25 protein-coding genes are annotated in these 24919 nt (G+C 60.3%); 17 read left to right on the top strand and 8 right to left on the bottom strand.

Going from position 1 to position 24919, the window contains the following annotated elements; all coding sequences use genetic code 11:
- Positions 1-200: 200 nt before the first annotated feature.
- The 5 genes from phoB to proY all read left to right on the top strand — a co-directional run bounded on the left by phoB (position 201) and on the right by proY (position 6490).
- Positions 201-890: a phosphate response regulator transcription factor PhoB gene (gene phoB / locus ITX55_RS10175; RefSeq protein ID WP_004940438.1), complete on the top strand. Its 690-nt coding sequence runs from the start codon at positions 201-203 to the stop codon at positions 888-890.
- Positions 891-914: 24 nt separating this feature from the next.
- Positions 915-2231, top strand: coding sequence for a phosphate regulon sensor histidine kinase PhoR (phoR, locus tag ITX55_RS10170; protein WP_223085028.1), 1317 nt, complete (start codon positions 915-917; stop codon positions 2229-2231).
- 14 nt (positions 2232-2245) lie between these two features.
- The gene (locus tag ITX55_RS10165) at positions 2246-3208 is read left to right on the top strand and encodes a PstS family phosphate ABC transporter substrate-binding protein (RefSeq protein ID WP_164107021.1); all 963 of its coding nucleotides are present in this window, start codon (positions 2246-2248) and stop codon (positions 3206-3208) included.
- 485 nt (positions 3209-3693) lie between these two features.
- Positions 3694-5010, top strand: a complete 1317-nt coding sequence (gene brnQ, locus ITX55_RS10160; protein ID WP_182074079.1) for a branched-chain amino acid transport system II carrier protein — start codon at positions 3694-3696, stop codon at positions 5008-5010.
- A gap of 73 nt (positions 5011-5083) precedes the next feature.
- Complete coding sequence (proY, locus tag ITX55_RS10155; RefSeq protein WP_033651183.1) at positions 5084-6490, top strand: proline-specific permease ProY; 1407 nt, start codon at positions 5084-5086, stop codon at positions 6488-6490.
- Positions 6491-6535: 45 nt separating this feature from the next.
- Here the strand turns inward: proY and ITX55_RS10150 are convergent, their stop codons facing one another.
- The 4 genes from ITX55_RS10150 to ITX55_RS10135 form a co-directional block, all read right to left on the bottom strand.
- Positions 6536-6823 (bottom strand): HigA family addiction module antitoxin, encoded by a 288-nt coding sequence (locus ITX55_RS10150; protein WP_025160069.1) that lies wholly within the window; start codon positions 6821-6823, stop codon positions 6536-6538.
- Entirely contained in the window at positions 6823-7101 is a 279-nt protein-coding gene (locus tag ITX55_RS10145; RefSeq protein ID WP_033651073.1) for a type II toxin-antitoxin system RelE/ParE family toxin, read from the bottom strand. The genes ITX55_RS10150 and ITX55_RS10145 overlap by 1 nt, the downstream gene beginning before the upstream one ends.
- Before the next feature lie 85 nt (positions 7102-7186).
- Positions 7187-7456: a hypothetical protein gene (locus ITX55_RS10140; RefSeq protein ID WP_033651074.1), complete on the bottom strand. Its 270-nt coding sequence runs from the start codon at positions 7454-7456 to the stop codon at positions 7187-7189.
- A gap of 132 nt (positions 7457-7588) precedes the next feature.
- The gene (locus ITX55_RS10135; protein WP_197801166.1) at positions 7589-8845 is read right to left on the bottom strand and encodes a mechanosensitive ion channel family protein; all 1257 of its coding nucleotides are present in this window, start codon (positions 8843-8845) and stop codon (positions 7589-7591) included.
- A 246-nt stretch (positions 8846-9091) separates the two neighbouring features.
- Between ITX55_RS10135 and malZ the strand changes: the two genes are divergently transcribed.
- Entirely contained in the window at positions 9092-10915 is a 1824-nt protein-coding gene (gene malZ, locus ITX55_RS10130) for a maltodextrin glucosidase (RefSeq protein WP_223085027.1), read from the top strand.
- Positions 10916-10968: 53 nt separating this feature from the next.
- Here the strand turns inward: malZ and ggt are convergent, their stop codons facing one another.
- The 3 genes from ggt to ITX55_RS10115 form a co-directional block, all read right to left on the bottom strand.
- On the bottom strand, positions 10969-12732 hold the full coding sequence (gene ggt / locus ITX55_RS10125) for a gamma-glutamyltransferase (RefSeq protein ID WP_033642053.1): 1764 nt from the start codon (positions 12730-12732) through the stop codon (positions 10969-10971).
- Positions 12733-12972: 240 nt separating this feature from the next.
- On the bottom strand, positions 12973-13575 hold the full coding sequence (locus ITX55_RS10120; protein WP_004940403.1) for a peroxiredoxin C: 603 nt from the start codon (positions 13573-13575) through the stop codon (positions 12973-12975).
- Positions 13576-13804: 229 nt separating this feature from the next.
- On the bottom strand, positions 13805-14386 hold the full coding sequence (locus tag ITX55_RS10115; protein WP_033651078.1) for an ACP phosphodiesterase: 582 nt from the start codon (positions 14384-14386) through the stop codon (positions 13805-13807).
- A 120-nt stretch (positions 14387-14506) separates the two neighbouring features.
- On the opposite strand from ITX55_RS10115, the gene queA reads away from it, so the two are divergent.
- The 5 genes from queA (at position 14507) to secF (ending at position 19991) form a co-directional block, all read left to right on the top strand.
- Positions 14507-15577: a tRNA preQ1(34) S-adenosylmethionine ribosyltransferase-isomerase QueA gene (gene queA, locus ITX55_RS10110; RefSeq protein ID WP_223085026.1), complete on the top strand. Its 1071-nt coding sequence runs from the start codon at positions 14507-14509 to the stop codon at positions 15575-15577.
- Positions 15578-15649: 72 nt separating this feature from the next.
- Complete coding sequence (gene tgt / locus ITX55_RS10105; protein ID WP_016928877.1) at positions 15650-16774, top strand: tRNA guanosine(34) transglycosylase Tgt; 1125 nt, start codon at positions 15650-15652, stop codon at positions 16772-16774.
- A gap of 33 nt (positions 16775-16807) precedes the next feature.
- Complete coding sequence (gene yajC, locus ITX55_RS10100) at positions 16808-17140, top strand: preprotein translocase subunit YajC (RefSeq protein WP_004940391.1); 333 nt, start codon at positions 16808-16810, stop codon at positions 17138-17140.
- A gap of 24 nt (positions 17141-17164) precedes the next feature.
- Positions 17165-19012 carry a protein translocase subunit SecD gene (gene secD, locus ITX55_RS10095; protein ID WP_071845087.1) on the top strand — a complete coding sequence of 616 codons (1848 nt, stop codon included), beginning with the start codon at positions 17165-17167 and terminating at the stop codon, positions 19010-19012.
- A 10-nt stretch (positions 19013-19022) separates the two neighbouring features.
- Positions 19023-19991: a protein translocase subunit SecF gene (gene secF / locus ITX55_RS10090; protein WP_019454209.1), complete on the top strand. Its 969-nt coding sequence runs from the start codon at positions 19023-19025 to the stop codon at positions 19989-19991.
- 64 nt (positions 19992-20055) lie between these two features.
- Here the strand turns inward: secF and ITX55_RS10085 are convergent, their stop codons facing one another.
- Positions 20056-20616 (bottom strand): DUF3251 domain-containing protein, encoded by a 561-nt coding sequence (locus tag ITX55_RS10085; RefSeq protein ID WP_197756046.1) that lies wholly within the window; start codon positions 20614-20616, stop codon positions 20056-20058.
- A gap of 176 nt (positions 20617-20792) precedes the next feature.
- On the opposite strand from ITX55_RS10085, the gene nrdR reads away from it, so the two are divergent.
- From nrdR to pgpA, 6 genes are all read left to right on the top strand, one after another.
- Complete coding sequence (gene nrdR / locus ITX55_RS10080; RefSeq protein WP_004940387.1) at positions 20793-21242, top strand: transcriptional regulator NrdR; 450 nt, start codon at positions 20793-20795, stop codon at positions 21240-21242.
- A gap of 10 nt (positions 21243-21252) precedes the next feature.
- Entirely contained in the window at positions 21253-22362 is a 1110-nt protein-coding gene (gene ribD / locus ITX55_RS10075; RefSeq protein WP_033642057.1) for a bifunctional diaminohydroxyphosphoribosylaminopyrimidine deaminase/5-amino-6-(5-phosphoribosylamino)uracil reductase RibD, read from the top strand.
- Positions 22363-22469: 107 nt separating this feature from the next.
- Positions 22470-22940 (top strand): 6,7-dimethyl-8-ribityllumazine synthase, encoded by a 471-nt coding sequence (gene ribE / locus ITX55_RS10070; protein WP_004940385.1) that lies wholly within the window; start codon positions 22470-22472, stop codon positions 22938-22940.
- 20 nt (positions 22941-22960) lie between these two features.
- Positions 22961-23377: a transcription antitermination factor NusB gene (nusB, locus tag ITX55_RS10065; protein ID WP_004940384.1), complete on the top strand. Its 417-nt coding sequence runs from the start codon at positions 22961-22963 to the stop codon at positions 23375-23377.
- A gap of 52 nt (positions 23378-23429) precedes the next feature.
- Complete coding sequence (gene thiL, locus ITX55_RS10060) at positions 23430-24422, top strand: thiamine-phosphate kinase (RefSeq protein ID WP_033642058.1); 993 nt, start codon at positions 23430-23432, stop codon at positions 24420-24422.
- Entirely contained in the window at positions 24415-24909 is a 495-nt protein-coding gene (gene pgpA, locus ITX55_RS10055) for a phosphatidylglycerophosphatase A (protein ID WP_033634010.1), read from the top strand. Before thiL ends, pgpA begins: the two co-directional genes overlap by 8 nt.
- The last annotated feature ends 10 nt before the right edge of the window (positions 24910-24919 follow it).

The raw sequence follows: 24919 nt of genomic DNA, 5'->3' as shown, positions 1-24919 counted from the left end.
AAAGATAATGGCGATGATTATAAAGGCCGCGACGGCGGCTGTCCCGGCGCAATGATGATGACAAGCGGATGATTTTTCTTTACTGCAGGAAATAATCGCTATGCTTACAGCCTATAACAGCCGGTTTTTTTCATAAAAGTGTCACAAAACTGACGCATAATGGCGCCCGAAAAGTCGCTAACACATTGGCAGGATTGACGATGGCAAGACGCATACTGGTGGTGGAAGACGAAGCGCCGATCCGTGAGATGGTGTGCTTTGTGTTGGAACAAAATGGTTACCAACCGTTGGAAGCCGAGGATTATGACAGCGCCGTGACGCGTCTGTCTGAGCCGTTCCCTGATTTGGTGTTGCTTGACTGGATGTTGCCCGGGGGTTCCGGCATTCAGTTTATCAAACATATGAAGCGCGAAGCGCTGACCCGCGATATCCCGGTGATGATGTTGACCGCGCGCGGCGAAGAAGAAGACCGGGTGCGCGGCCTGGAAGTGGGGGCGGATGATTACATCACCAAGCCGTTCTCGCCCAAGGAGCTGGTGGCGCGCATCAAGGCGGTCATGCGCCGCATTTCGCCGATGGCGGTGGAAGAGGTGATTGAAATGCAAGGGCTGAGCCTGGACCCGTCCTCCCACCGCGTGATGGCGAACGATCAGGCGCTGGACATGGGGCCGACCGAGTTCAAGCTGCTGCACTTCTTTATGACCCACCCGGAGCGGGTTTATAGCCGTGAGCAGTTGCTTAATCACGTCTGGGGCACTAACGTTTATGTGGAAGACCGTACCGTTGACGTGCATATCCGTCGGCTCCGCAAGGCGTTAGAAACCAGTGGGCATGATAAAATGGTTCAAACCGTTCGGGGCACCGGCTACCGGTTCTCAACGCGCTACTGATCGCGCTGCGCTGGAGAATATGCCGTGTTAGAACGTCTGTCGTGGAAGAGGCTGGCTCTGGAGCTGGCTCTTTTTTGTTTGCCCGCCTTACTGCTGGGGCTGATTTTCGGTTATCTGCCCTGGTTCCTGCTGGCCTCCGCGCTGGCTGCGCTGGTGTGGAATTTCTACAACCAGCTCAAACTCTCCCATTGGCTGTGGATCGACCGCAGCATGACGCCGCCGCCCGGCCGCTGGAGCTGGGAGCCGCTGTTTTATGGCCTGTATCAGATGCAGCAGCGCAACCGCCGCCGCCGGCGCGAGCTGGCGCTGCTTATCAAGCGTTTTCGCAGCGGGGCCGAATCGCTGCCTGACGCGGTGGTGATGACCACCGTCGAGGGCAACATCTTCTGGTGCAACGGGCTGGCGCAGCATCTGCTCGGCTTCCGCTGGCCGGAAGACAACGGCCAGCACATCCTTAACCTGCTGCGTTATCCGGAATTCAGCCACTATCTGCAACAGCAGGAGTTTTCGCGTCCGCTGACGCTGCAGTTGAACAACGAACACTACGTCGAATTCCGCGTGATGCCGTATTCCGAAGGGCAGTTGCTGATGGTGGCGCGCGACGTCACCCAGATGCGCCAGCTGGAGGGCGCGCGGCGCAACTTCTTCGCCAACGTCAGCCATGAGCTGCGCACGCCGCTGACGGTGCTGCAGGGCTACCTGGAGATGATGGGCGACGAAGAGCAGAACGGTTCGCTGCGCAGCAAGGCGCTCAGCACCATGCAAGAGCAGACCCGCCGGATGGACGGGCTGGTCAAGCAACTGCTGACGCTGTCGCGCATCGAGGCGGCGCCCAATGTCGACATGAACGAGCGGGTGGATATCCCGCTGATGCTGCGGGTGTTGCAGCGCGAGGCGCAATCGCTGAGCGGCGGCAATCATGAGATCACCTTCCGGGTGAACGAACAGCTCAACGTGTTCGGCAATGAAGACCAGTTGCGCAGCGCGGTGTCTAACCTGGTGTACAACGCGGTCAACCACACGCCGAAGGGCACCCATATCGAAGTGAGCTGGCAACAGACGGCGCATGGCGCGCAGTTCCAGGTCAGCGACAACGGGCCGGGCATCGCCGCCGAACACCTTCCGCGCCTGACCGAGCGTTTTTACCGCGTCGACAAGGCCCGCTCGCGCCAGACCGGCGGCAGCGGGCTGGGGCTGGCGATCGTCAAGCACGCGCTCAGCCATCACGACGCGCGGCTGGAGATCCTCAGCGAACCGGGGATCGGCACCCGCTTTATCTTTACCTTGCCCAATCGGTTGATTGTTCCCGCCGCTTTATCAGAGAATGCGGTGAAAAATTAACGCGAGACACCGGTATGACCCGAATAACCCGAGGGCTGTTGCTTTGCCTGGCGCTGCTGGCCGGACGCGGCGCGCTGGCGCAGCCTGACGGCATGTTGGCGGGCAACCTGTCCAGCGTCGGTTCCGACACGCTGGCGAATCTGATGGCGCTGTGGGCGCAGGATTTCAGCCAGCATTATCCCAACGTCAACCTGCAGATCCAGGCCGCCGGCTCCTCGACCGCGCCGACCGCGTTGGCCGCGGGCGCCGCGCAGCTCGGCCCGATGAGCCGGCCGATGAAGGCGGCCGAGATCTCGGCATTCGAACACCGTTACGGCTATGCGCCGCTGGCGGTGCCGGTAGCGGTGGATGCGCTGGTGGTATTGGTGCATCAGGATAATCCGCTGCGCGGCCTCAACCTGCAGCAGCTCGATCGCATTTTCTCCGCCACCCGGCGCTGCGGCGAAAGCCGGCCGCTGACGCGCTGGGGCGAGCTGGGTCTGCGCGGCGACTGGGCGTCGCGTTCGCTGCAGCGCTTTGGCCGCAACTCGGCGTCCGGCACCTATGGCTACTTCAAACTGCGCGCGCTGTGCGGCGGCGATTTCATGCCGCGCGTCAATGAGCTGCCCGGCTCGGCCTCGGTGGTGCAGGCGGTGGCCGGTTCGCTCAACGGCATCGGCTACGCCAGCATTGGCTTTCGCGCCAGCGGCGTGCGGCTGCTGCCATTGGCGGAATCGGGAGAGGACTATGTCGCGCCTACCGCCGCCAACGTGCGCAACGATCGCTACCCGCTGTCGCGCTATCTGTATATCTACATCAACAAAGCCCCCCATCAACCGCTGGAGCCGCTGACCGCCGCGTTCCTCGATCGCGTGCTGTCGACACCAGGCCAAAGCCTGGTCAACCACGACGGCTATCTGCCGCTGCCGCCGGCCACCCTGCAGAAGACCCGTCAGGCGCTGGGGTTGCCACCGCTCGCGCCGGCCATGGCGCAATAAGCGACAAAAAACGGTGTAATTTTCACCTTTTTTTATGGCGAAACGAAGCTCATACCACGCGAAAATCGGCTTTTTATTGGCGATTTCGAGCGGTAAAGCGATATATGCTTCACGTTTTGTGAATTCATTGTTCAAAAATGATACAAATCATGTAGTGTATATTTATTGATAGCCAATATGATCGACTGGTGGCTAAAGTTTATATGGTCGATAGCTCTGCTTTTCGCCGTGCGTCTTGCCTTGAAGCGCTATAAACGTTTACCTTAGCCTTCGTTGTCGGATTAAACCTCCATTTTTATAACTCCTAAAATTTTGCCCATCTTTATGAGCGGCCACTTTCGAATAGGGACATAAACGCCGGATCGACTGCGTTTAGGGTGCTTATTTGGCGCGGCGACGATCGGGCATGCCGGCAACCGGGTGGGGCGTCACGCCACCACGCTATCGGACCCTTTTTTTCATTTGAACAGGCAACACGACATCGTATGAGTCATCGTTTAACGTCAAAAGATATCCTGGCACTGGGCTTTATGACCTTTGCCTTATTCGTCGGGGCCGGGAACATCATCTTCCCGCCGATGGTCGGTTTGCAGTCCGGTGAACACGTCTGGACTGCGGCGCTGGGCTTCCTGATCACCGCCGTGGGCCTGCCGGTCATCACCGTCATCGCGCTGGCGCGCGTCGGCGGCGGCATCGACGCCCTCAGTTCGCCAATCGGCCGCGGCGCCGGCTTGCTGCTGGCGACAGTCTGCTACCTGGCCGTCGGCCCGCTGTTCGCGACGCCGCGTACCGCCACCGTGTCCTTCGAAGTGGGCATCGCCCCGCTGACCGGCGACGGCGCCATGCCGCTGTTCATCTACAGCCTGGTGTACTTCGCGCTGGTGATCGGCATCTCTCTGTATCCGGGCCGCCTGCTCGATACCGTCGGCCATGTGCTGGCGCCGCTGAAGATTGTCGCGCTGGCCGTACTGGGCATCGCCGCGCTGCTGTGGCCTGCCGGTGCGCCGATTCCGGCGACGACGGCTTATCAGAGCGTGCCTTTCTCCTCCGGCTTCGTTAACGGCTATCTGACCATGGATACGCTGGGCGCGCTGGTGTTCGGCATCGTTATCGTCAACGCGGCGCGTTCGCGCGGCGTGAAAGACGCCGGTTTGTTGACCCGCTACACCATTCTGGCCGGTTTGATCGCCGGCGTGGGCCTGACGCTGGTGTACCTGAGCCTGTTCAAACTGGGTTCCGGCAGCGGCGCGCTGGTGCCGAACGCCACCAACGGCGCGGTGATCCTGCACGCTTACGTTCAGAACACCTTTGGCGGCCTCGGCAGCTTCTTCCTGGCGGCGCTGATCTTCATCGCATGTATGGTGACCGCAGTGGGCCTGACCTGCGCCTGCGCCGAGTTCTTCGCGCAATACCTGCCGTTCTCTTACAAGACGCTGGTGTTTATTCTGGGCCTGTTCTCGATGGTGGTGTCCAACCTCGGCCTGAGCCACCTGATCCAGATCTCCATTCCGGTGCTGACCGCGATTTACCCGCCGTGCATCGTGCTGGTGGTGCTGAGCTTCACCCTGCGTTGGTGGCACAGCGCGCCGCGCATCATCGCGCCGGTGATGCTTGTCAGCCTGTTGTTTGGTATCCTTGACGCGGTGAAAGCGTCCAGCTTCCAGCAGCTGCTGCCGGCCTGGACCACTCACCTGCCGCTGGCGGAGCAGGGGTTGGCATGGTTGCCGCCTTCGCTGCTGATGCTGGCGCTGGTCGCGATTTATGATCGGGTGTGCACGCGTTCCCAAGTGACCGCGCACTGATAATCCCCCGGCTTAATCTAGGGCCACGGACATGTCCGTGGCTTTTTTACGTTTAAAACTATGGGTCATTTTCATGCAACAACAGTCACCCACCACTGTCCCCGACAATAAGCTGAAACGCGGCCTCAGCACGCGTCATATCCGCTTTATGGCGTTGGGGTCGGCCATCGGCACCGGCTTGTTCTACGGCTCGGCGGACGCCATCAAAATGGCCGGCCCGAGCGTGCTGCTGGCTTACCTGATCGGCGGCATCGTGGCCTTCATCATCATGCGCGCGCTGGGGGAGATGTCGGTCAACAACCCGCAGGCCAGCTCGTTTTCCCGCTACGCGCAGGACTACCTCGGCCCGATGGCGGGTTACATCACCGGCTGGACCTACTGCTTTGAGATCCTGATCGTCGCCATCGCCGATGTGACCGCCTTCGGCATTTATATGGGGGTCTGGTTCCCGGAAGTGCCGCACTGGATCTGGGTGCTGAGCGTGGTGTTGATCATCGGCGCCATCAACCTGATGAGCGTCAAGGTGTTCGGCGAGCTCGAGTTCTGGTTCTCGTTCTTCAAGGTCGCCACCATCATCATCATGATCGCGGCCGGCATCGGCATCATCATCTGGGGCATCGGCAACGGCGGGCAACCGACCGGCATTCATAACCTGTGGTCGAACGGCGGCTTCTTCAGCAACGGCTTTATCGGCATGATCCTGTCGCTGCAGCTGGTGATGTTCGCTTACGGCGGCATTGAAATCATCGGCATCACCGCCGGCGAAGCCAAGGATCCGAAAAAATCGATTCCGAAAGCCATCAACTCGGTGCCGTGGCGCATTCTGGTGTTCTACGTCGGCACGCTGTTCGTCATCATGTCTATCTACCCGTGGAACCAGGTGGGCACCAACGGTAGCCCGTTCGTGCTGACTTTCCAGCATATGGGCATCACCGTGGCGGCGGGTATCCTCAACTTCGTGGTGATCACCGCTTCGCTGTCGGCGATCAACAGCGACGTGTTCGGCGTCGGCCGCATGCTGCACGGCATGGCCGAGCAGGGCCATGCGCCGAAGATGTTCAGTAAGGTGTCGAAACGCGGCATTCCCTGGGTGACGGTGGTCGTGATGATGCTGGCGCTGCTGCTGGCGGTATACCTCAACTACATCATGCCGGAGAGCGTGTTCCTGGTGATCGCCTCCCTGGCGACCTTCGCCACCGTGTGGGTGTGGATCATGATCCTGTTCTCGCAAATCGCCTTCCGCCGCAGCCTGAGCAAAGAGCAGGTGAAGCAGTTGGCGTTCCCGCTGCGCGGCGGGGTGTTCACCTCGGTGGTGGCGATCGTGTTCCTGGTATTCATCATCGGTCTTATCGGCTACTTCCCGACCACGCGCGTCTCGCTGTACGCCGGCCTGGTCTGGGTGGTGTTGCTGCTGGCGGGTTACTGGTTCAAGGTCAACCGCCAGAAAAAACGCGCGCTGCTGGCGACGCAGCAAGACTAAATGGAAAAACACCGGCTGAGGCCGGTGTTTTTTTAGGGGCAGGCGTCAAGCGAAGTCCAGCTTGCGCAGTTTGGAAACGTCGATGGACTGCCTGGCCTGCCACAGATCGTAAGCATCTTGCATTCCCATCCAGACCTGTTCGGAACTGCCTATTACGATGGACAGGCGGATGGCCATTTCCGGCGAGATATCGGATTTACCGCTGATCAGGCGTTGAACCGTAGACGGCGCGACGTCCAATGCTTTGGCCAGCGCGCGCGCGCTGAGATTCAGCGTTTCCATGGTTTCTTTGATCAACTCACCAGGATGAGGAGGATTATGCATGCGGTTCATTAGTGATAGTCCTCATAATTCACGATATAAACATCACCCTCGACCAGTTCAAACGTGATGCGCCAGTTACCGGTCACGGTGACGGACCATTGCCCATTGCGAGCGCCCGTTAGCGGATGCAAGAAGAAGCCGGGTAAATCCACGTCATCAATCACTTTCGCTAAATCCAGCACGCTCAGCCGCAGCGCGATTTTTTTCGCCTGTTTGGCGTCGATACCTGCTGTTGAACCGGTTTCGAAAAACTTTTTGAGTCCCTTATGCTTGAAGCTTCTTATCATCCTGATGGCTCCATGAGTGTTGCGCTATACGCATCATAGTAGGGTGTTGCGTATCACGCAACAAATTGGGGCGTTTTTTAACCCACTATGTCTGGCGTTTGTCCTCCGCTTCCTCATCCCCGGCGGCGCGGGCTTCGATGCGTATGCCGCCGTCGTTCAGGCGTTCCTCCTCTTCCTCGCCGGCGCAGCGCGCCAGCACTTCGCGAATGTCCTGCAGATTGCTGCTGAGGGCGCTCAGCGAAGGTTGCAGATTGCGGGGCATGCGGCTTTCATCCAGCAAAGCGTTGTGCAGGCAGCCGATAAACAGCAGGGTGGCCATCAGGGTAAACAGCCGATGACGTATCCGTTTCAGCAAGGGCTTTCCCTCTCGGTGGTGAAGGTGAGGGCGCATTAACGCCGTTTTCGCCGGGGAAAAGAAGGGGATGGAGATATCTGCTGGCAATTGAAAGCGAATAATTACCAGCAGACACAGTTACGTCAGCCGACGTCAGGAAGCGTTCGCGCTTTGTCGCAGCATGTCGCGCATGTCGTTGCCGGTCGGCGTCTGATGCACGCGCAGGCCGAACTCGTCGATCACCGCCAGGATATGGTCGAAAATATCTGCCTGAATGCTTTCGTACTCCGCCCAGACCGTGGTGTTGGTGAAGGCGTAGATTTCCAGCGGCAGGCCTTCCGGCGTCGGCGCCAGCTGGCGCACCATCAGCGTCATGTTTTGGTGAATGCGCGGGTGAGCGCGCAGGTAGGCTTCCAGATAGGCGCGCAGCGTGCCGAGGTTGGTCAGGCGGCGGCCGTTGAGCGGCGAGGCCAGATCGACGGCGATCTCCTGGTTGTGCTGGCTCAGCTCCTGGGTCTTAACGTTCAGGTAGCTGTGCAGCAGCGGGTTGCGCTGCAGGCGGCGCTGTTCCTCTTCCGACAGGAAGTGCACGCTGCCGGTGTCGATATTCAAACTGCGCTTGATGCGGCGCCCGCCGGATTCCGACATCGAACGCCAGTTTTTGAACGAGTCGGAGATCAGCGCGTAGGTGGGAATGGTAGTGACGGTGTTGTCCCAGTTACGCACTTTGACCGTGGTCAGGCCGATGTCGGTGACCGCGCCGTCGGCGCCGTATTTCGGCATTTCCAGCCAGTCGCCGATCTTCAGCATGTCGTTGGCGGAGAGCTGAATGCCGGCCACCAGCCCGAGGATCGGATCCTTGAACACCAACATCAGGACCGCTGTCATGGCGCCCAGGCCGCTGAGCAGCAACAGCGGCGATTTGCCCATCAGCAGCGAGACGATCATGATGCCGATCAGGATCGCCGCCACCAGTTTCAGGCCCTGGAAAATGCCGCGCAGCGGCAGCTGATTGGAAATCGGGCTTTGGCGCAGCAGCGCCAGCAGCGTATCCAGCAGCGAGAACAGCGACAGCAGGGTGAAGGCGAGTATCCACACCTGTGCGGCGGTGACGATCACCGCCTGAGTCTGGCTGCCGCTCTGCAGCCACAGCGTCGCCTGGATGCTGATGATCACCCCTTGCAGCAGCAGCGCCACGCGCTGGAACAGTTTGTATTGGGTGATGGCCTGTTGCCAGACGCGTTGCGACTGCTGGCCGCGGCGCTGAAGGGCGGCCAACACCACCCGGTGCAGCACCAGGTGGATCACCACCGAGATCAGGACGATCAACCCCAAGACCATCAACAGCGACATCACTCCGCCGAATTCCAACCCAAATTGTTCCAGCCAGCGCGTTATCTGTTGTTGCATTACCGCTCCTTAAAAAATGCGCAAAAAATATCCTGTATGCTCAAAACGCGTTAGCCTAAGGGGTAACGTGCAGGATTTGTGCCTGTTTACCTTTTTTTACATCGAGTTAGCGTTATTTTTCGGTCTCCGCCCCCCGGCTCATCCCTGGGTTTTGCGGTCAGAGAGGAGGGGGAGTTGCACTTAACGTGGCATTGTTCGCTTCTTGAAGAATGCCGTCGATTTCGTTTGGTACAGCAGGAGAACAGTATGCTTAACGCCTGGCATCAACCGGTTCCGCCTTTTGTGGTGAAGCAAGGGCAACGTTTGGATATCACGCTGTGGTTACAAGGGGATGAACTGCCGGAACGGGTGTTTTTGCGCGCCGAGCCGGACAACGAAGAGTGGCTGCTGGTGATGAAAGCGCAGCGTCACGAGGGGATGCGGCGCTACCAGGCCAGCCTGACGCTGAATGAGGGCGAGCCGACGCGGCGATACTGCTTCAAGCTGCTGTGGGCCGATCGCCAGCAGTGGTTCGGGCCGCAGGGCTGGTCGCCAACGCCGCCGGGCCAACTGGCGCAATTCGCCGTCGACGAGCCTGACAACGGCCCCGAGTGGGTGGCAGATCAGCTGTTCTACCAGATTTTCCCCGATCGCTTCGCCAGCAGCGGCGGCGAGCACGGCATCCAAAGCGGCAGCTACCGCCATCACGCGGCCGGCGCCGAGGTGATCCGGCGCGACTGGCAGCATCCGCTGGAGGACAGCCACGCCGCTTCGACCTTTTACGGCGGCGATCTGGACGGCATTTGCGCCAAACTGCCGTACCTGCAGCAGCTGGGCGTGACGGCGCTGTACCTGAACCCGATTTTTACCGCGCCGAGCGTGCATAAGTACGATACCGAGGATTATTACCAGGTCGATCCGCACTTCGGCGGCAACGCGGCGCTGGCGCGTTTGCGAGTGAGCACTCACAAGGTAGGCATGAAACTGGTGCTGGACGGGGTGTTCAACCACACCGGAGACTCGCATCCGTGGTTCGACCGCCATCGCCAAGGGCAAAACGGCGCCTGCCACCATCCCGATTCGCCGTATCGCGGCTGGTTCAACTTCTACCCGGACGGCCGCGCGCTCGACTGGAAGGGTAACGCCAGCCTGCCGAAGCTCAACTTCGCCGAGCCGCAGGTGGCGGAAGCGATCTATCGCGGGGAAGGCAGCGTGGTGCGTCACTGGCTGCGCCCGCCGTACAGCATCGACGGCTGGCGGCTGGACGTGGTGCATATGCTGGGGGAGAACGGCGGCGCTGCCGGCAACCTGCGTCACCTGGCGGGCATCTATCAGGCGGTGAAGCAGGAGAATCCTCAGGCCTACGTAGTGGGCGAGCACTTTGGCGACGCGCGTCGCTGGCTGCACGCCGGCGTGGAGGATGCGGCGATGAACTACATGGGGTTCGCGCTGCCGGTGCGGGCGTTTTTGGCGGGGCTGGACGTGGCTTATCACCCGGTGCGGCTGGACGCCGCCGGGTGCGCGCAGTGGATGGACGGCTACCGCGCCGGGTTGCCGCACGGCCGCCAGCTGATCCAGTTCAACCAGCTGGACAGCCACGATACCGCGCGTTTCCTCACGCTGTTGCAGGGGAACGCGGCGCGCATGCAGATGGCGGCGGTGTGGTTGCTGAGCTGGATCGGCGTGCCTTGCCTCTATTACGGCGATGAGATTGGTCTGGACGGCGGCAACGATCCGTTCTGCCGCAAGCCGTTCCCGTGGGACGTCGGCGACTGGGATCGGCCGCTGCTGGCGCTGTTCCAGCGCATGGCGGCGCTGCGTAAACAGAGCCTGGCGCTGCGTCGCGGCGGCTGTCAGGTGCTGTACGCCAGCGGAGAAACGCTGGTGTTCGTGCGCCTGTATCAGCAGGAGCAGGTGCTGGTGGCGCTGCAGCGTGACGGCAGCGGCCAGGCGCAGCTGCCGCACAACCCGCTGTTGGCCCGTGGCCCGTGGCGGCGCGTGGAAGGGCGGGGAGAGTTGAGCGAAACGGCCGGCGGGCTGCGCCTGCAGCTGGCGGAAGAATCGGCCACCGTGTGGCGCTGTGAAGGCTAAGGGAACTGCGGGGGCCGAAGGGCCCCCGCGATTAAGGTGAGTGGGCGTTTACATCAGTAACCGACCGCGGAGCCTGCCGGGCGACGCACGTCGTTGGCGCCGTACAGGTAACCTTCGCGCACTTTGCCGGAAACCGCCGAATCGTTGCCGGAGTTGGCCGGGCTGACGCCCGCCGCGCCAGGCAAACCGACCAGAATCAGTTCGGCGGCGCCCCACGGCGTTTGTTCGACCATCTTATAGCCCATGCCGCTCAGCAGTTTTAGCGTATCGGCGGAAACGCCGCGCTGTTCGTAGTACACCTCATCCGGCAGCCATTGGTGATGGATGCGCGGCGCGTCCACCGCTTCCTGTGGCGCCATGCCGTGGTCGATCACGTTCAACGCGGTCTGCAGGGTGATGGTGATGATGCGCGAACCACCCGGCGAGCCCAGCACCATAAAGATCTTGTTGTCCTTGGTTACCAGCGTCGGGCTCATTGACGATAGTGGGCGCTTACCGGGGGCAATACTGTTGGCGGTGCCTTGCACCAGCCCGTACAGGTTTTTCTCGCCCACTTTGACCGTAAAATCGTCCATCTCATCGTTGAGGAAGAAGCCGGTGCCCGGTGCGATCACCACGGCGCCGAAGCGGCCGTTGACGGTATAGGTGGTGGAGACCGCGTTGCCGTCATGGTCGACGATCGAATAGTGGGTGGTTTCCGGCTTCTCATGCGGTTCCATGCCGGGCTGCACATTTTCCGACGGCGTGGCCTTGTCCGCGACGATTTTCTTGCGGATCTGCTCGGCGTAGCTCTTGCTCACCAGCCGGTCGATCGGGTTCTTGATGAATTCCGGGTCGCCGAGGTAGGTGTTGCGGTCCATGTAGGCATGGCGCATCGCCTCGGTCATGGTGTGAATGGCCGCTGCCGAGTTGAAGCCCATGCTTTTCAGGTCATAGCCTTCCACCACGTTGAGGATTTCGCACAGCGTCACGCCGCCGGAGCTGGGAGGCGGCGCCGACACGAACTTGTAGCCGCGGTAGCTGCAGGTGATCGGTGGGGTTTCGGTGACTTTATAGTTGGCGAAGTCGGCCGCCGTCAAAATGCCGCCGCCCTGTTTGGCCGCCGCCTCTACCGCCTGCGGGATCTTGCCTTTGTAGAAGGCGTCGGTTCCCCCTTTGGCGATGGCTTCCAGCGTATTGGCCAGATCGGTTTGCACCAGTTTGTCCCCCGGCTGCAGCGGGCTGCCGTCTGGGCGCAGGAAGATTTTGGCCGACTCGGGATCCTGTTTGAAACGTGCAACGGTGGTGTCGAGAATATCGGTATCAGCGCGGGTCAGCACAAAGCCTTCGCGTGCCAGCTTGATCGCCGGCGCCAGCACCTGTTCGCGGCTCAGTTTGCCGTACTTCTCGCGCGCGGTTTCCATCCCCAGCACGGTGCCCGGCACGCCCGCCGCCAGATAGCCGTACAGGCTGGCGTCTTTCTTCACCTTGCCGTCGGCGTCCAGATACATGTTGGCGCTGGCCGCCGCCGGCGCGGTTTCGCGGAAGTTGATGAAGGTGTCGGTGCCGTTCGCCAGGTGGACGGTCATAAAGCCGCCGCCGCCGATGTTGCCGCAGCAGGGATTCACCACCGCCTGCGCGTAGCCGACCGCCACGGCGGCGTCGATGGCGTTGCCGCCCATCTTCAGGATATCCACCCCGACCTGCGAAGCCAGATGCTGCGAGGTGACCACCATGCCGTTTTTGGCCTCCACCGCCGGATTGGACGCCGCATGCAGGCTGCCGCTGACCAGCAGCGCCGCCATGGTCAGGGGTTTGCTCCATTTCTGTAAAAACATAGTTATTCCTACCCTGTCAGTTTTTTATTGTGTTGTGTTGTGTTTGCTTGGCTGTTGTTCACTTGCAAAGCGCGAGCCAGCGTTATTGATAGTAGCCGCAGATGGGCGCACGCGCGGCGAGCAGGGTGGGAAATGTGAGCGGAAACAGGGAAATAAAGCACTGAAGGCGGGCGTATTGCCCCAAAAAGGGGCATAAAAAAACCGGCCGCGGAGGCCGGTTGATTCACTATCAGGCTGAAATTACAGCTTGGCAGCGTTTTCAGACAGGTATTTTGCCACGCCGTCTGGGGAAGCGCCCATACCTGCTTTGCCTTTTTCCCACTGAGCCGGGCACACTTCACCGTGCTCTTCGTGGAATTGCAGCGCGTCAACGGTACGGATCATTTCGTCGATGTTACGGCCGATTGGCAGGTCGTTAACAACCTGAGCACGCACGATGCCGTCTTTGTCGATCAGGAAGGAGCCGCGCAGCGCAACGCCGGCTTCCGGGTGTTCGATGCCGTAAGCTTTCTGGATTTCACGCTTAACGTCAGCAACCATTGCGTATTTCACTTCACCGATGCCGCCTTTGTCGACAGGGGTTTTACGCCATGCGTTGTGGACGAACTCTGAGTCGAAGGAAACGCCAACCACTTCAACGCCACGCTTCTGGAACTCTTCATAGCGGTGATCGAAAGCGATCAGCTCGGAAGGGCATACGAAGGTGAAGTCCATTGGCCAGAAGAACAGCACGGCCGGTTTGCCGTTCAGGTGCTTCTTCAGGTTGAAGTTTTCAACGATTTCGCCGCTACCCAGTACGGCAGCTGCAGTGAAGTCAGGGGCTTGACGAGTTACCAGGACCATAATTACTCCTGTAATAGGTGTTAAAGGGTGGATGTAAAAACAAGGGCCAGTATAGGGGCCGCGACTTGGTGAATAAAGGGTAAAAGACCAATCGATGAGATAGCTTTCACCTATCAAAGTCGTTGATATAATTTAGCGAGCTTTAAAAATAACCTTTTCCCACAAAAGGGCAAGCGGCAAAACGTAAATTCTTGCAAGGCGCTGCAATTTCAAACGCTTGGGCTTGACCTCACAGCGTTTTTTCCTTCGCCTGCTGCATCATTTGCGGATAAAACTGCCAGAATTGTGTTTCAAGCTGATGATAATGCCGCTCGACGTCGGCGAATGAGCCGGCCAGGGCATCGAGGCGCGGACGGCGGCTGGCCATGCCCTGCAATACCCGGGCGATGAACGGCAATTCGGCGTAGCGTTCCAGCCAGCGTTCCGGCCACAGATAGCCGTTCAGGTTCTGAAAACGCGGCGGCGTGAGCGGCAGGTAAGGTTCGATCTGGCTGCGGGCTTCCTGGGTAAACTGGTGCAGGTCGCGTGAAGGCTCCAACTGCTGCCAGTGGCGCGCCAGAAAATGGTCCCACACCACGTCGAGGGTAATTGGCGCTACGCGGCGGTAGGGGGCGCTGAAATAGTCGCGGCAGGCTTTCACCTGCGGCAGGCTGTCGGTCAGCACGTCGACGCGGCGGTGCATCATGATGCCGGCTACGACCTCGGGCTGATAGTCGGCGGCGGGGTTGCCGCGCACGAAATCGGCCAGCAGGTTGCCCAGCAGCGAGCTGTCCGCCAGCATGGCCAGGTGAAGATGAGCGAGAAAATTCATCCCTCAACTATACCCGAAGTCAGGCAAATCCTCCTTATTTCTTGCCGCTGACCGCCCCCGGCTTTAGACTAGGCCGCCTGTTTTTTACCAACCAGCCTTAAATTGAAGAAGTGAATACCCATGCGCGTCGCTGATTTTTCGTTTGAACTTCCCGAATCCCTGATTGCCCACTATCCCCAGGCCGAACGCAGCGCATGCCGCCTGCTGCAGCTGGACGGGCCGAGCGGGGCGCTGACGCACGGCGTATTCACCGATCTGCTGGACAAGCTGGAAGCCGGCGACCTGCTGGTGTTCAACAATACCCGCGTGATCCCGGCGCGCATGTTCGGCCGCAAGGTCAGCGGCGGCAAGATTGAAGTGCTGGTGGAGCGCGTGCTGGACGACCATCGCGTGCTGGCGCACGTGCGCGCGTCGAAAGCGCCCAAGCCGGGCGCCGAGCTGCTGCTGGGGGATGACGAGAGCATCGCCGCCACCATGGTGGCGCGCCACGAGACGCTGTTCGAGCTGCGCTTCAACGACGAACGCGATGTCTTCACCATTCTCAACGCGGCCGGCCACATGCCGCTGCCGCCTTATATCGCTCGCCCGGATGAGGACGCCGACCGCGAACTGTATCAGACGGTCTACAGCGAGAAGCCGGGCGCGGTCGCCGCGCCGACCGCCGGTCTGCACTTCGACGAACCGCTGCTGGCGGCGCTGCGCGCCAAGGGCGTTGAAATGGCGTTCGTAACGCTGCACGTCGGCGCCGGCACCTTCCAGCCGGTGCGCGTGGAAACCATCGAAGATCATGTGATGCACGCCGAATACGCCGAAGTGCCGCAGGAGGTCGTGGATGCGGTGATGGCCTGCAAAGCGCGCGGCAAGCGCGTGGTGGCAGTGGGCACCACCTCGGTGCGTTCGCTGGAAAGCGCCGCGGCGGCCAGCAAAGAGGCGCTGATTGCGCCGTTCTTCGGCGACACCAGCATCTTTATCTATCCGGGTTACCACTATCAGGTGATCGACGCGCTGGTGACCAACTTCCACCTGCCGGAGTCCACCCTGATCATGCTGGTGTCGGCTTTCGCCGGCTACAAAAATACCATGAACGCCTATCAGCAGGCGGTGGCCGAGCAGTATCGCTTTTTCAGCTACGGCGATGCGATGTTCATCAGCCGTAATCCGCAGGCGGAAAACGAGTCCGTCGGCGGTTAATTTCCCGGGCTGCGCCCACGGCGCGGCCCCGTTTCAACGACATCAGACTGTTTCTCTGATGCTGGAGGCTTTGTGAAGTACGAACTACAAACTACCGATGGCCGCGCACGCCGCGGCCGCCTGATTTTCGACCGCGGCGTAGTGGAAACCCCGGCCTTTATGCCGGTCGGTACCTACGGCACGGTCAAGGGCATGACGCCGGAAGAAGTGAAAGAGACCGGCGCGCAGATCCTGCTGGGCAACACCTTCCACCTGTGGCTGCGCCCTGGCCAGGAGATCATGAAGCTGCACGGCGATCTGCACGATTTCATGCAGTGGCCGGGCCCGATCCTCACCGACTCCGGCGGTTTCCAGGTGTTCAGCCTGGGGGCGATGCGCAAGATCAAAGAGGAAGGCGTGTACTTCCGCAACCCGATCAACGGCGACAAGGTGTTCCTGAGCCCGGAAAAATCGATGGAAATCCAGTATGACCTGGGTTCCGACATCGTGATGATCTTCGATGAATGTACGCCGTACCCGGCCGACTGGGACTACGCCAAGCGTTCGATGGAAATGTCGCTGCGTTGGGCGCAGCGCAGCCGCCAGCGTTTCGACGAGCTGGAAAATAAAAATGCGCTGTTCGGCATCATTCAGGGCGGCGTTTACGAAGATTTACGTGATGTTTCAGTAAAAGGGCTGGTGGATATCGGCTTTGATGGGTACGCTGTGGGCGGCTTGGCTGTAGGCGAGCCGAAAGAGGATATGCATCGCATTCTTGAACACGTTTGCCCGCAAATTCCGGAAGATAAGCCACGCTATTTGATGGGCGTCGGCAAGCCGGAAGATTTGGTGGAAGGCGTGCGCCGCGGCATCGACATGTTCGACTGCGTCATGCCGACCCGCAACGCCCGCAACGGCCATTTGTTCGTGACTGACGGTGTGGTAAAAATCCGTAATGCCAAGCACAAGGATGATACTTCTCCGCTGGATAAAGACTGTGATTGCTACACGTGTCGCCATTACAGCCGCGCCTACTTGCACCATCTCGACCGTTGCAACGAAATATTGGGTGCTCGACTGAACACAATTCATAACCTGCGTCACTACCAGCGCCTGATGGCGGGTTTACGCCAGGCTATCGAAGAGGGTAAATTAGAGCAGTTTGTTGCGGATTTCTATGGTCGGATCGGCAAGCCGATTCCGCCTTTAAACGCTTGATCTAATAATTGATAACTTAATGAGGGAATTTCAATGAGCTTTTTCATTTCTGACGCCGTCGCATCCGCAGGGGCTCCGGCTCAGGGAAGCCCGTACTCTCTGATCATTATGCTGGTGGTGTTCGGCCTGATCTTCTACTTCATGATCCTGCGCCCACAGCAGAAGCGCGCGAAAGATCACAAGAAGCTGATGGACTCCATCGGTAAAGGCGACGAAGTGCTGACCACCGGCGGCCTGATCGGTCGCGTGACCAAAGTGGCCGACACCGGCATCATCGCCATCGCGCTGAACGACACCACGGAAGTGATGATCAAGCGTGACTTCGTGGCGGCCGTTCTGCCGAAAGGTACCATGAAGGCCCTGTAATCTTTTTTCCCGAAGGGAATTGCCGTGCTAAACCGTTATCCTTTGTGGAAGTATCTGATGTTGATCGTCGTGATCCTCGTCGGTCTGCTTTATGCGCTTCCCAACATCTACGGTGAGGATCCGGCCGTACAAATCACTGGCGCGCGCGGCGTCGCCGCCAGTGAAACTACGCTGGACCAGGTCCGTACCGTATTAGAAAAAGACAACATCGCGAGCAAGTCGATTGCGCTGGAAAATGGCGCCATCCTGGCTCGCTTTAAAGATCCTGACGTTCAGCTGCGCGCCCGCGAAGCGCTGGTGACCGAGCTGGGTGACAAATTCGTCGTGGCGCTGAACCTGGCGCCGGCCACGCCGACCTGGCTGGCCATGCTGGGCGCAGAGCCGATGAAACTCGGTCTGGACCTGCGCGGCGGCGTGCACTTCCTGATGGAAGTGGACATGGACACCGCGTTGAGCAAGCTGCAGGAACAGACCATGGATACCCTGCGCAGCGAGCTGCGCGAGAAGGGCATTCCTTACGCGTCTATCCGCAAGCTGGACAACAACGGCGTGGAAGTTCGCTTCCGCGACGATGCGGCCCGTGACCAGGCCATCAGCTACATCGGCCCGCGTCAGCGCGATCTGGTGCTGTCCGCCAATGGCGCCAACACCATGAAAGCCAGCCTGACGGACGCCCGTCTGAGCGAAGCGCGCGAATACGCCGTACAGCAGAACATCACTATCCTGCGTAACCGCGTCAACCAGCTCGGCGTCGCCGAACCGCTGGTGCAGCGCCAGGGATCCGACCGCATCGTGGTTGAGTTGCCGGGCATTCAGGACACCGCGCGCGCCAAAGAAATTCTGGGCGCCACCGCGACGCTGGAATTCCGCTTGGTGAATACCAATGCGGACGCCACCGCGGCGGCCAACGGCCGCGTGCCGGGCGATTCCGAGGTGAAATACACCCGCGACGGCCAGCCGATCGTGCTGTACAAGCGCGTGATCCTGACCGGTGACCACATCACCGACTCCACCTCGAGCACCGACGAATACAACCAGCCGCAGGTTAACATCTCGCTGGACAGCGCCGGCGGCACGTCGATGTCCAACTTCACCAAGGACAACATCGGCAAACCGATGGCGACCCTGTTCGTGGAGTACAAGGACAGCGGCAAGAAAGACGCCAACGGCCGTGCGGTGCTGGTGAAACAGGAAGAAGTGATCAACGTGGCGAACATTCAGTCGCGTCTGGGCAACAGCTTCCGCATCACCGGCATCGGCAACCCGAACGAAGCGCGTCAGCTTTCGCTGCTGCTGCGTGCGGGTGCGCTGATTGCGCCGATTCAGATCGTTGAAGAGCGCACCATCGGTCCAACCCTGGGTCAGCAGAACATCACCCAAGGTCTGGAAGCCTGTCTGTGGGGCCTGGTGGCGTCCATCGTCTTCATGGTGGTCTGGTACCGTAAGTTCGGCGTGATCGCCACCACGGCGCTGGTCGCCAACCTGGTGTTGATCGTCGGCGTGATGTCCCTGTTGCCGGGGGCGACGCTGACCATGCCGGGCATTGCCGGGATCGTGTTGACGCTGGCGGTGGCGGTCGACGCCAACGTACTGATTAACGAACGTATCAAGGAAGAGCTAAAGAACGGCCGGTCCGTTCAGCAGGCGATCCATGAGGGCTATAAAGGCGCGTTCTCCAGTATCGTCGACGCCAACATCACCACCCTGATCACCGCGGTCATCCTGTACGCAGTCGGCACCGGTTCGATCAAGGGCTTTGCGATCACTACCGCTATCGGTGTGGCGACGTCCATGTTCACCGCGATTGTCGGTACCCGTGCCATCGTCAACCTGCTTTACGGCGGCAAACGCATTAACAAGCTGTCTATCTGAGGAGTGCGTTGTGGCACAGGATTATACTGTTGAGCAACTCAACTACGGCCGTAAAGTCTACGACTTTATGCGCTGGGACTACGTGGCTTTCGGCATCTCGTTGGTGCTGTTGGTCGCGTCGATCGCCACCATGTCGGTGCGCGGCTTTAACTGGGGTCTGGATTTCACCGGCGGTACGGTGATTGAAATCAACCTGGAGAAGCCGGCTAACCTCGACCTGATGCGCGATACGCTGGAGAAGGCCGGGTTCCAGGATCCGATTATCCAGAACTTCGGCAGCAGCCGCGACGTGATGGTGCGCATGCCACCGGCGACCGGCACCGCAGGCCAGGAACTGGGCAATAAGGTGATCGGCGTGATCAACGACTCGGTGGATAAAAACGCCACCGTGAAGCGCATTGAGTTCGTCGGCCCGAGCGTGGGCAGCGAGCTGGCGCAAACCGGCGGCATGGCGCTGCTGGTGGCGTTGATCTGTATCCTGATCTACGTCGGCTTCCGCTTCGAATGGCGCCTGGCGCTGGGGGCGGTTATCGCGCTGGCGCACGACGTGATCATCACGCTGGGCGTGCTGTCGCTGTTCCACATCGAGATTGACCTGACCATCGTCGCGTCCCTGATGTCGGTTATCGGTTACTCGCTGAACGACAGCATCGTGGTCTCCGACCGTATTCGTGAGAACTTCCGCAAGATCCGCCGCGGCACGCCTTACGAGATCATGAACGTGTCGTTGACCCAGACGCTGAGCCGTACGCTGATGACTTCCGGGACCACCCTGATGGTGGTGCTGATGCTGTACATCTTCGGTGGCGCGATGCTGCAAGGCTTCTCGCTGGCGATGCTGATCGGTGTGTCGATCGGTACCGTTTCCTCTATCTACGTCGCGTCCGCGCTGGCGTTGAAGCTGGGGATGAAACGCGAACACATGCTGCAGCAAAAAGTGGAAAAAGAGGGCGCGGATCAGCCTTCGATTCTGCCTTAACCGCCGCAGTATTCAGCGAAATGAGAAGGAGCGCCCATCGGCGCTCCTTTTTTTGCCTCGGATTTCAGTGTTGCTGCACCACCGCCGGCTGGGCGGTGGCCACCAGGCTGTGCAGACGGATATAGCCCAGCTGTTCCGGCGTCAGGCCGCTGAAGCGCAGCTCGAAGTCCTGCCCGGGTTTCGGCAGCAGCGAGTCGGCGCTGGCGATCGGTTGCGACAGCGCCTCGGCGGTCAGCGGCCGGCCGGTGGTCGCGTCCAGTTGGCCCCATTCCACCACTGCTTTAAACGGCGGCAGCGTGGCCTGTGAGAGGATGCGCACATGCAGCTGTGCCTGCGTGCCGTTGGCTTCGCTCTTGATGTGGCTCAGCGAAACGCTCAGTTCGCCGATACCGCTTTGCAAACGGGCGGCGCTCCGCGCCGCCGGCAGCAGGTAGACGCCGTTGTCGGAGTGCTGATTGAGCTGGTTTTGCCGCTCCAGCGCGGTGGCCTGATCGGTCAATACGCTCACTTTTTGGTTCAGCGCGGCGACCTGATGGCGCAGCTGAGGCACGGCGGCGTTGTGCGCGCAGCCAGTGAGCAACACGGCGGCGGCGAGCAGGGTGATTTTGGGGTAACGGGTTGTCATGACGGCGATTTCCTATGCTGAATCTCCTGCTATCAAGCTTAGCCCGCATGGCGGTGAAAGTCATATCGGCGCCGCCTGCCCGCCGCTTATCGCAACAAATGGCCGACGCCCTTTGTTGTGGCTTCACTTCGGGTTAAACTGCATTTATCTATAAAAAACGTTTATCAGGACGTGTTATGCATTGCCCTTTCTGCGCCGCCGTTGATACCAAAGTCATTGATTCCCGCCTGGTGGGGGACGGTTCGCAAGTACGCCGTCGTCGCCAGTGTCTGGTATGCAATGAACGCTTCACCACCTTCGAGGTGGCCGAGCTGGTGATGCCGCGAGTGATTAAAAGCGATGAGGTGCGCGAGCCGTTCAACGAAGACAAACTGCGTCGCGGCATGCTGAAAGCGCTGGAAAAGCGCCCGGTCAGCTCGGACGACGTGGAAAACGCCCTTAACCATATCAAATCCCAACTGCGCGCCACCGGCGAACGCGAAGTGCCGACCAAGTTAGTCGGCAATCTGGTGATGGACGCGCTGAAAAAGCTGGATAAGGTCGCCTACATTCGCTTCGCGTCGGTGTACCGCAGCTTCGAAGACGTGCGCGAGTTCGGCGAAGAGATTGCCCGCCTGCAAGACTAAAGGATCTTTCATGCATCACGACGAATTTTACATGGCGCGCGCCTTCGAGCTGGCGCGGCTGGGGCGTTTCACCACCGCGCCCAATCCGAACGTCGGCTGCGTTATCGTGCGCGACGGCGAAATTGTCGGTGAAGGCTATCATCTGCGCGCCGGCGAGCCGCACGCGGAAGTGCACGCGCTGCGCATGGCGGGCGACAAGGCGCGCGGCGCCACCGCCTATGTGACGCTCGAGCCGTGCAGCCATCACGGCCGCACGCCGCCCTGCGCCGATGCGCTGGTGGCCGCCGGCGTGACGCGGGTGGTCGCGGCGATGCAAGATCCCAATCCTCAGGTGGCGGGGCGCGGCTTGTACAAGCTGCAGCAAGCCGGCGTCGAAGTACGTCATGGCCTGATGCTGGCCGAGGCCGAAGCGGTCAACCTGGGCTTCCTCAAACGCATGCGCACCGGTTTTCCCTATGTGCAACTGAAGCTGGGCGCGTCGCTGGACGGCCGCACGGCGATGGCCTCCGGCGAAAGCCAGTGGATCACCTCACCCGAAGCGCGTCAGGACGTGCAGCGACTGCGTGCGCAGAGCGCCGCCATTCTCAGCACCAGCGCCACCGTGCTGGCGGACGATCCGTCGCTGACGGTGCGTTGGGATGAGCTGGATGCCGAGACCCAGCGCCTCTATCCGCGCGAAAATCTGCGTCAGCCGCTGCGTATCCTGCTCGACAGCCAAAATCGCATTACCCCACAGCACCGCGTGGTGCAGCAGCCGGGCGCCACCTGGCTGGCGCGGCTGCAGGCGGATGAACAGGCCTGGCCGCAAGACGTTGAGCAGTTTATCTGCCCGGCGCACGGCGGCGGCGTCGATCTGGTGGTGATGATGATGCTGTTGGCCAAGCGCCAGGTGAATTCAATCTGGGTGGAGGCGGGGGCGACGCTGGCCGGCGCGCTGCTGCAGGCCGGCCTGGTGGATGAGCTCATTTTGTACATCGCGCCAAAACTGTTGGGCGATAATGGCCGCGGCCTGTGTCATTTGCCGGGCCTCGAGCGTCTGGCCGACGCACCGGAATTCGTCTTTAGCGACGTGCGCCAGGTTGGCCCCGATCTGCGTTTGCGCCTGCGGGCGAAACACTGAATCTCGCGCCCGCGCGCCGGTTTTACAAAAGCGCCGCGCAGGCGATGAAAGAATATGATAGAATCCGCCCCCCTGCGGGGTATTGAACCCATTTTTAAGGAAAGCCCATGAAAGTTATCGAAGGTGTTGTTGCTACTCCAAATGCCCGTGTGGCGATCGCAATTGCACGTTTTAACAATTTCATCAACGACAGCCTGCTGGAAGGCGCCATCGACGCGCTGAAACGCATTGGTCAGGTTGCTGACGACAACATCACCGTTGTCTGGGTCCCGGGCGCTTACGAGCTGCCGCTGACGGCGAGCGTATTGGCCAAAACCGGCAAATACGACGCGGTTATCGCGCTGGGCACCGTTATCCGTGGGGGCACCGCGCACTTCGAATATGTGGCGGGCGAAGCCAGCTCCGGCATCGGCAACGTTGCGATGAATGCCGAAATCCCGGTTGCCTTTGGCGTGCTGACCACCGAAAGCATCGAACAGGCGATCGAACGCGCCGGCACCAAAGCGGGCAACAAGGGCGCTGAAGCCGCGTTGACCGCACTTGAAATGATTAATGTTATCAAAGCTATTAAAGCCTGAATTTAGTTAAGGGGAATTCCGTGAAACCTGCTGCTCGTCGCCGCGCTCGTGAGTGCGCTGTTCAAGCGCTTTACTCTTGGCAGTTGTCTAAAAACGACCTTGCCGATGTTGAACACCAGTTCCTGACGGAGCAGGATGTCAAAGATGTTGACGTCGCCTATTTTCGCGAGTTGCTGTCCGGCGCGGCAGTGAATGCAGGTATGCTGGACGAACTGATGGCGCCTTACCTGTCGCGTCAGCTCGAAGAGCTGGGCCAGGTGGAACGCGCGGTGCTGCGCGTCGCGCTGTTTGAACTGAAAATGCGCGAGGATGTCCCTTACAAGGTGGCGATCAACGAAGCGATCGAGCTGGCGAAAACCTTCGGCGCGGAAGACAGCCACAAGTTTGTGAACGGGGTGCTGGATAAAGTGGCGCCAACCCTTCGCAAGAAAAAGTAAAAACATTAAGGCCGGCATTCCCGGCCTTAATTTCTTCTAGTGGAATATCGATATGGCATGCGGCGAATTTGACCTCATTGCCCGCTATTTTGACCGGTTTAAGCGCGTGCGCCGGGATGTACAGTTGGGCATTGGAGATGACTGCGCACTGCTGGCAGTGCCGGAAAAACAGCTGGTGGCCGTCAGTACCGATACGTTGGTCGCGGGCATTCACTTCCTGCCGGACATCGATCCGGCCGATCTCGGGTATAAAGCGCTGGCGGTCAATCTGAGCGATCTGGCGGCGATGGGCGCCGATCCGGCGTGGCTCTCGCTGGCCCTGACGCTGCCGGAGGTGAACGAACCCTGGCTGAAGGCGTTCAGCGACAGCCTGTTCGATCAACTCAATTATTACGGCATGCAGCTGATCGGCGGCGATACCACGCGCGGCCCGCTGAGCATGACCTTGACCATTCAGGGGCTGATCCCGGCCGGCCGGGCGTTGAGCCGCAGCGGCGCGCGCATCGGCGACTGGATCTATGTGACCGGCACGCTGGGCGACAGCGCCGCCGGTTTGGCGATCCTGCAGGATCGCCTGGCGGTGACGGATAGCGCGGCGCGTGATTATCTGGTCGCTCGCCATCTGCGTCCGCAGCCGCGGGTGCTGCAGGGGCAGGCGCTGCGCGATCTGGCCAGCTCGGCAATCGATCTTTCCGACGGCCTGATTTCCGATCTGAAGCATATCCTGAAGGCCAGCGACTGCGGCGCGCGCATCGTGCTGGACGAGCTGCCGATGTCGCAGGCGCTGAGCAGCCATGCCGATGCCGAACAGGCGCTGCGTTGGGCGCTGGCGGGCGGCGAAGACTACGAGCTGTGCTTCACCGTGCCGGAGATCAACCGCGGCGCGCTGGACGTGGCGCTGAGCCACCTCGGGGCCGATTACACCTGTATCGGTCAGATTGGCCCGCTGTCTGAAGGCATTCGCTATTACCGCAACGACGAGGCGGTGGTGCTGGACTGGGCCGGGTTCGATCATTTCAACGCGGAGCCGGGCACCCATGGATGAAGCCAAGCGTCGGCTGCGGATGAGCAATCCGTGGCACCTGCTGGCCACCGGTTTCGGCAGCGGTTTGTCACCGGTGATGCCGGGCACCATGGGATCGCTGGCGGCGATCCCGTTCTGGCTGCTGCTGATCCAACTGCCGTGGCAGCTCTACTCGCTGACGGTGATGTTCAGCATTTGCATCGGCGTCTATATTTGCCACCGCACGGCAAAAGACATGAAGGTGCACGATCACGGCAGCATCGTCTGGGATGAGTTCGTCGGCATGTGGATCACGCTGATGGCGCTGCCGGTCAACGATTGGCGCTGGGTCGCCGCCGGTTTCGTCATCTTCCGCATTCTGGATATGTGGAAGCCGTGGCCGATCCGCTGGTTCGACCGCAACGTGCATGGCGGCATGGGCATCATGGTCGACGATATCATCGCCGGCGTGCTGTCTGCGGGCATCATCTACCTGATTGGGCACCACTGGCCGATCGGGCTGTTCTGACAGCCGGGCG

It is taken from the genome of Serratia sp. EWG9 (genome assembly GCF_019913725.1).
Classification (GTDB): Bacteria; Pseudomonadota; Gammaproteobacteria; order Enterobacterales; family Enterobacteriaceae; genus Serratia; species Serratia ureilytica.
Note: the sequence above shows the minus strand (reverse complement) of the source record. Positions and strands in the feature narration are given on the sequence as shown.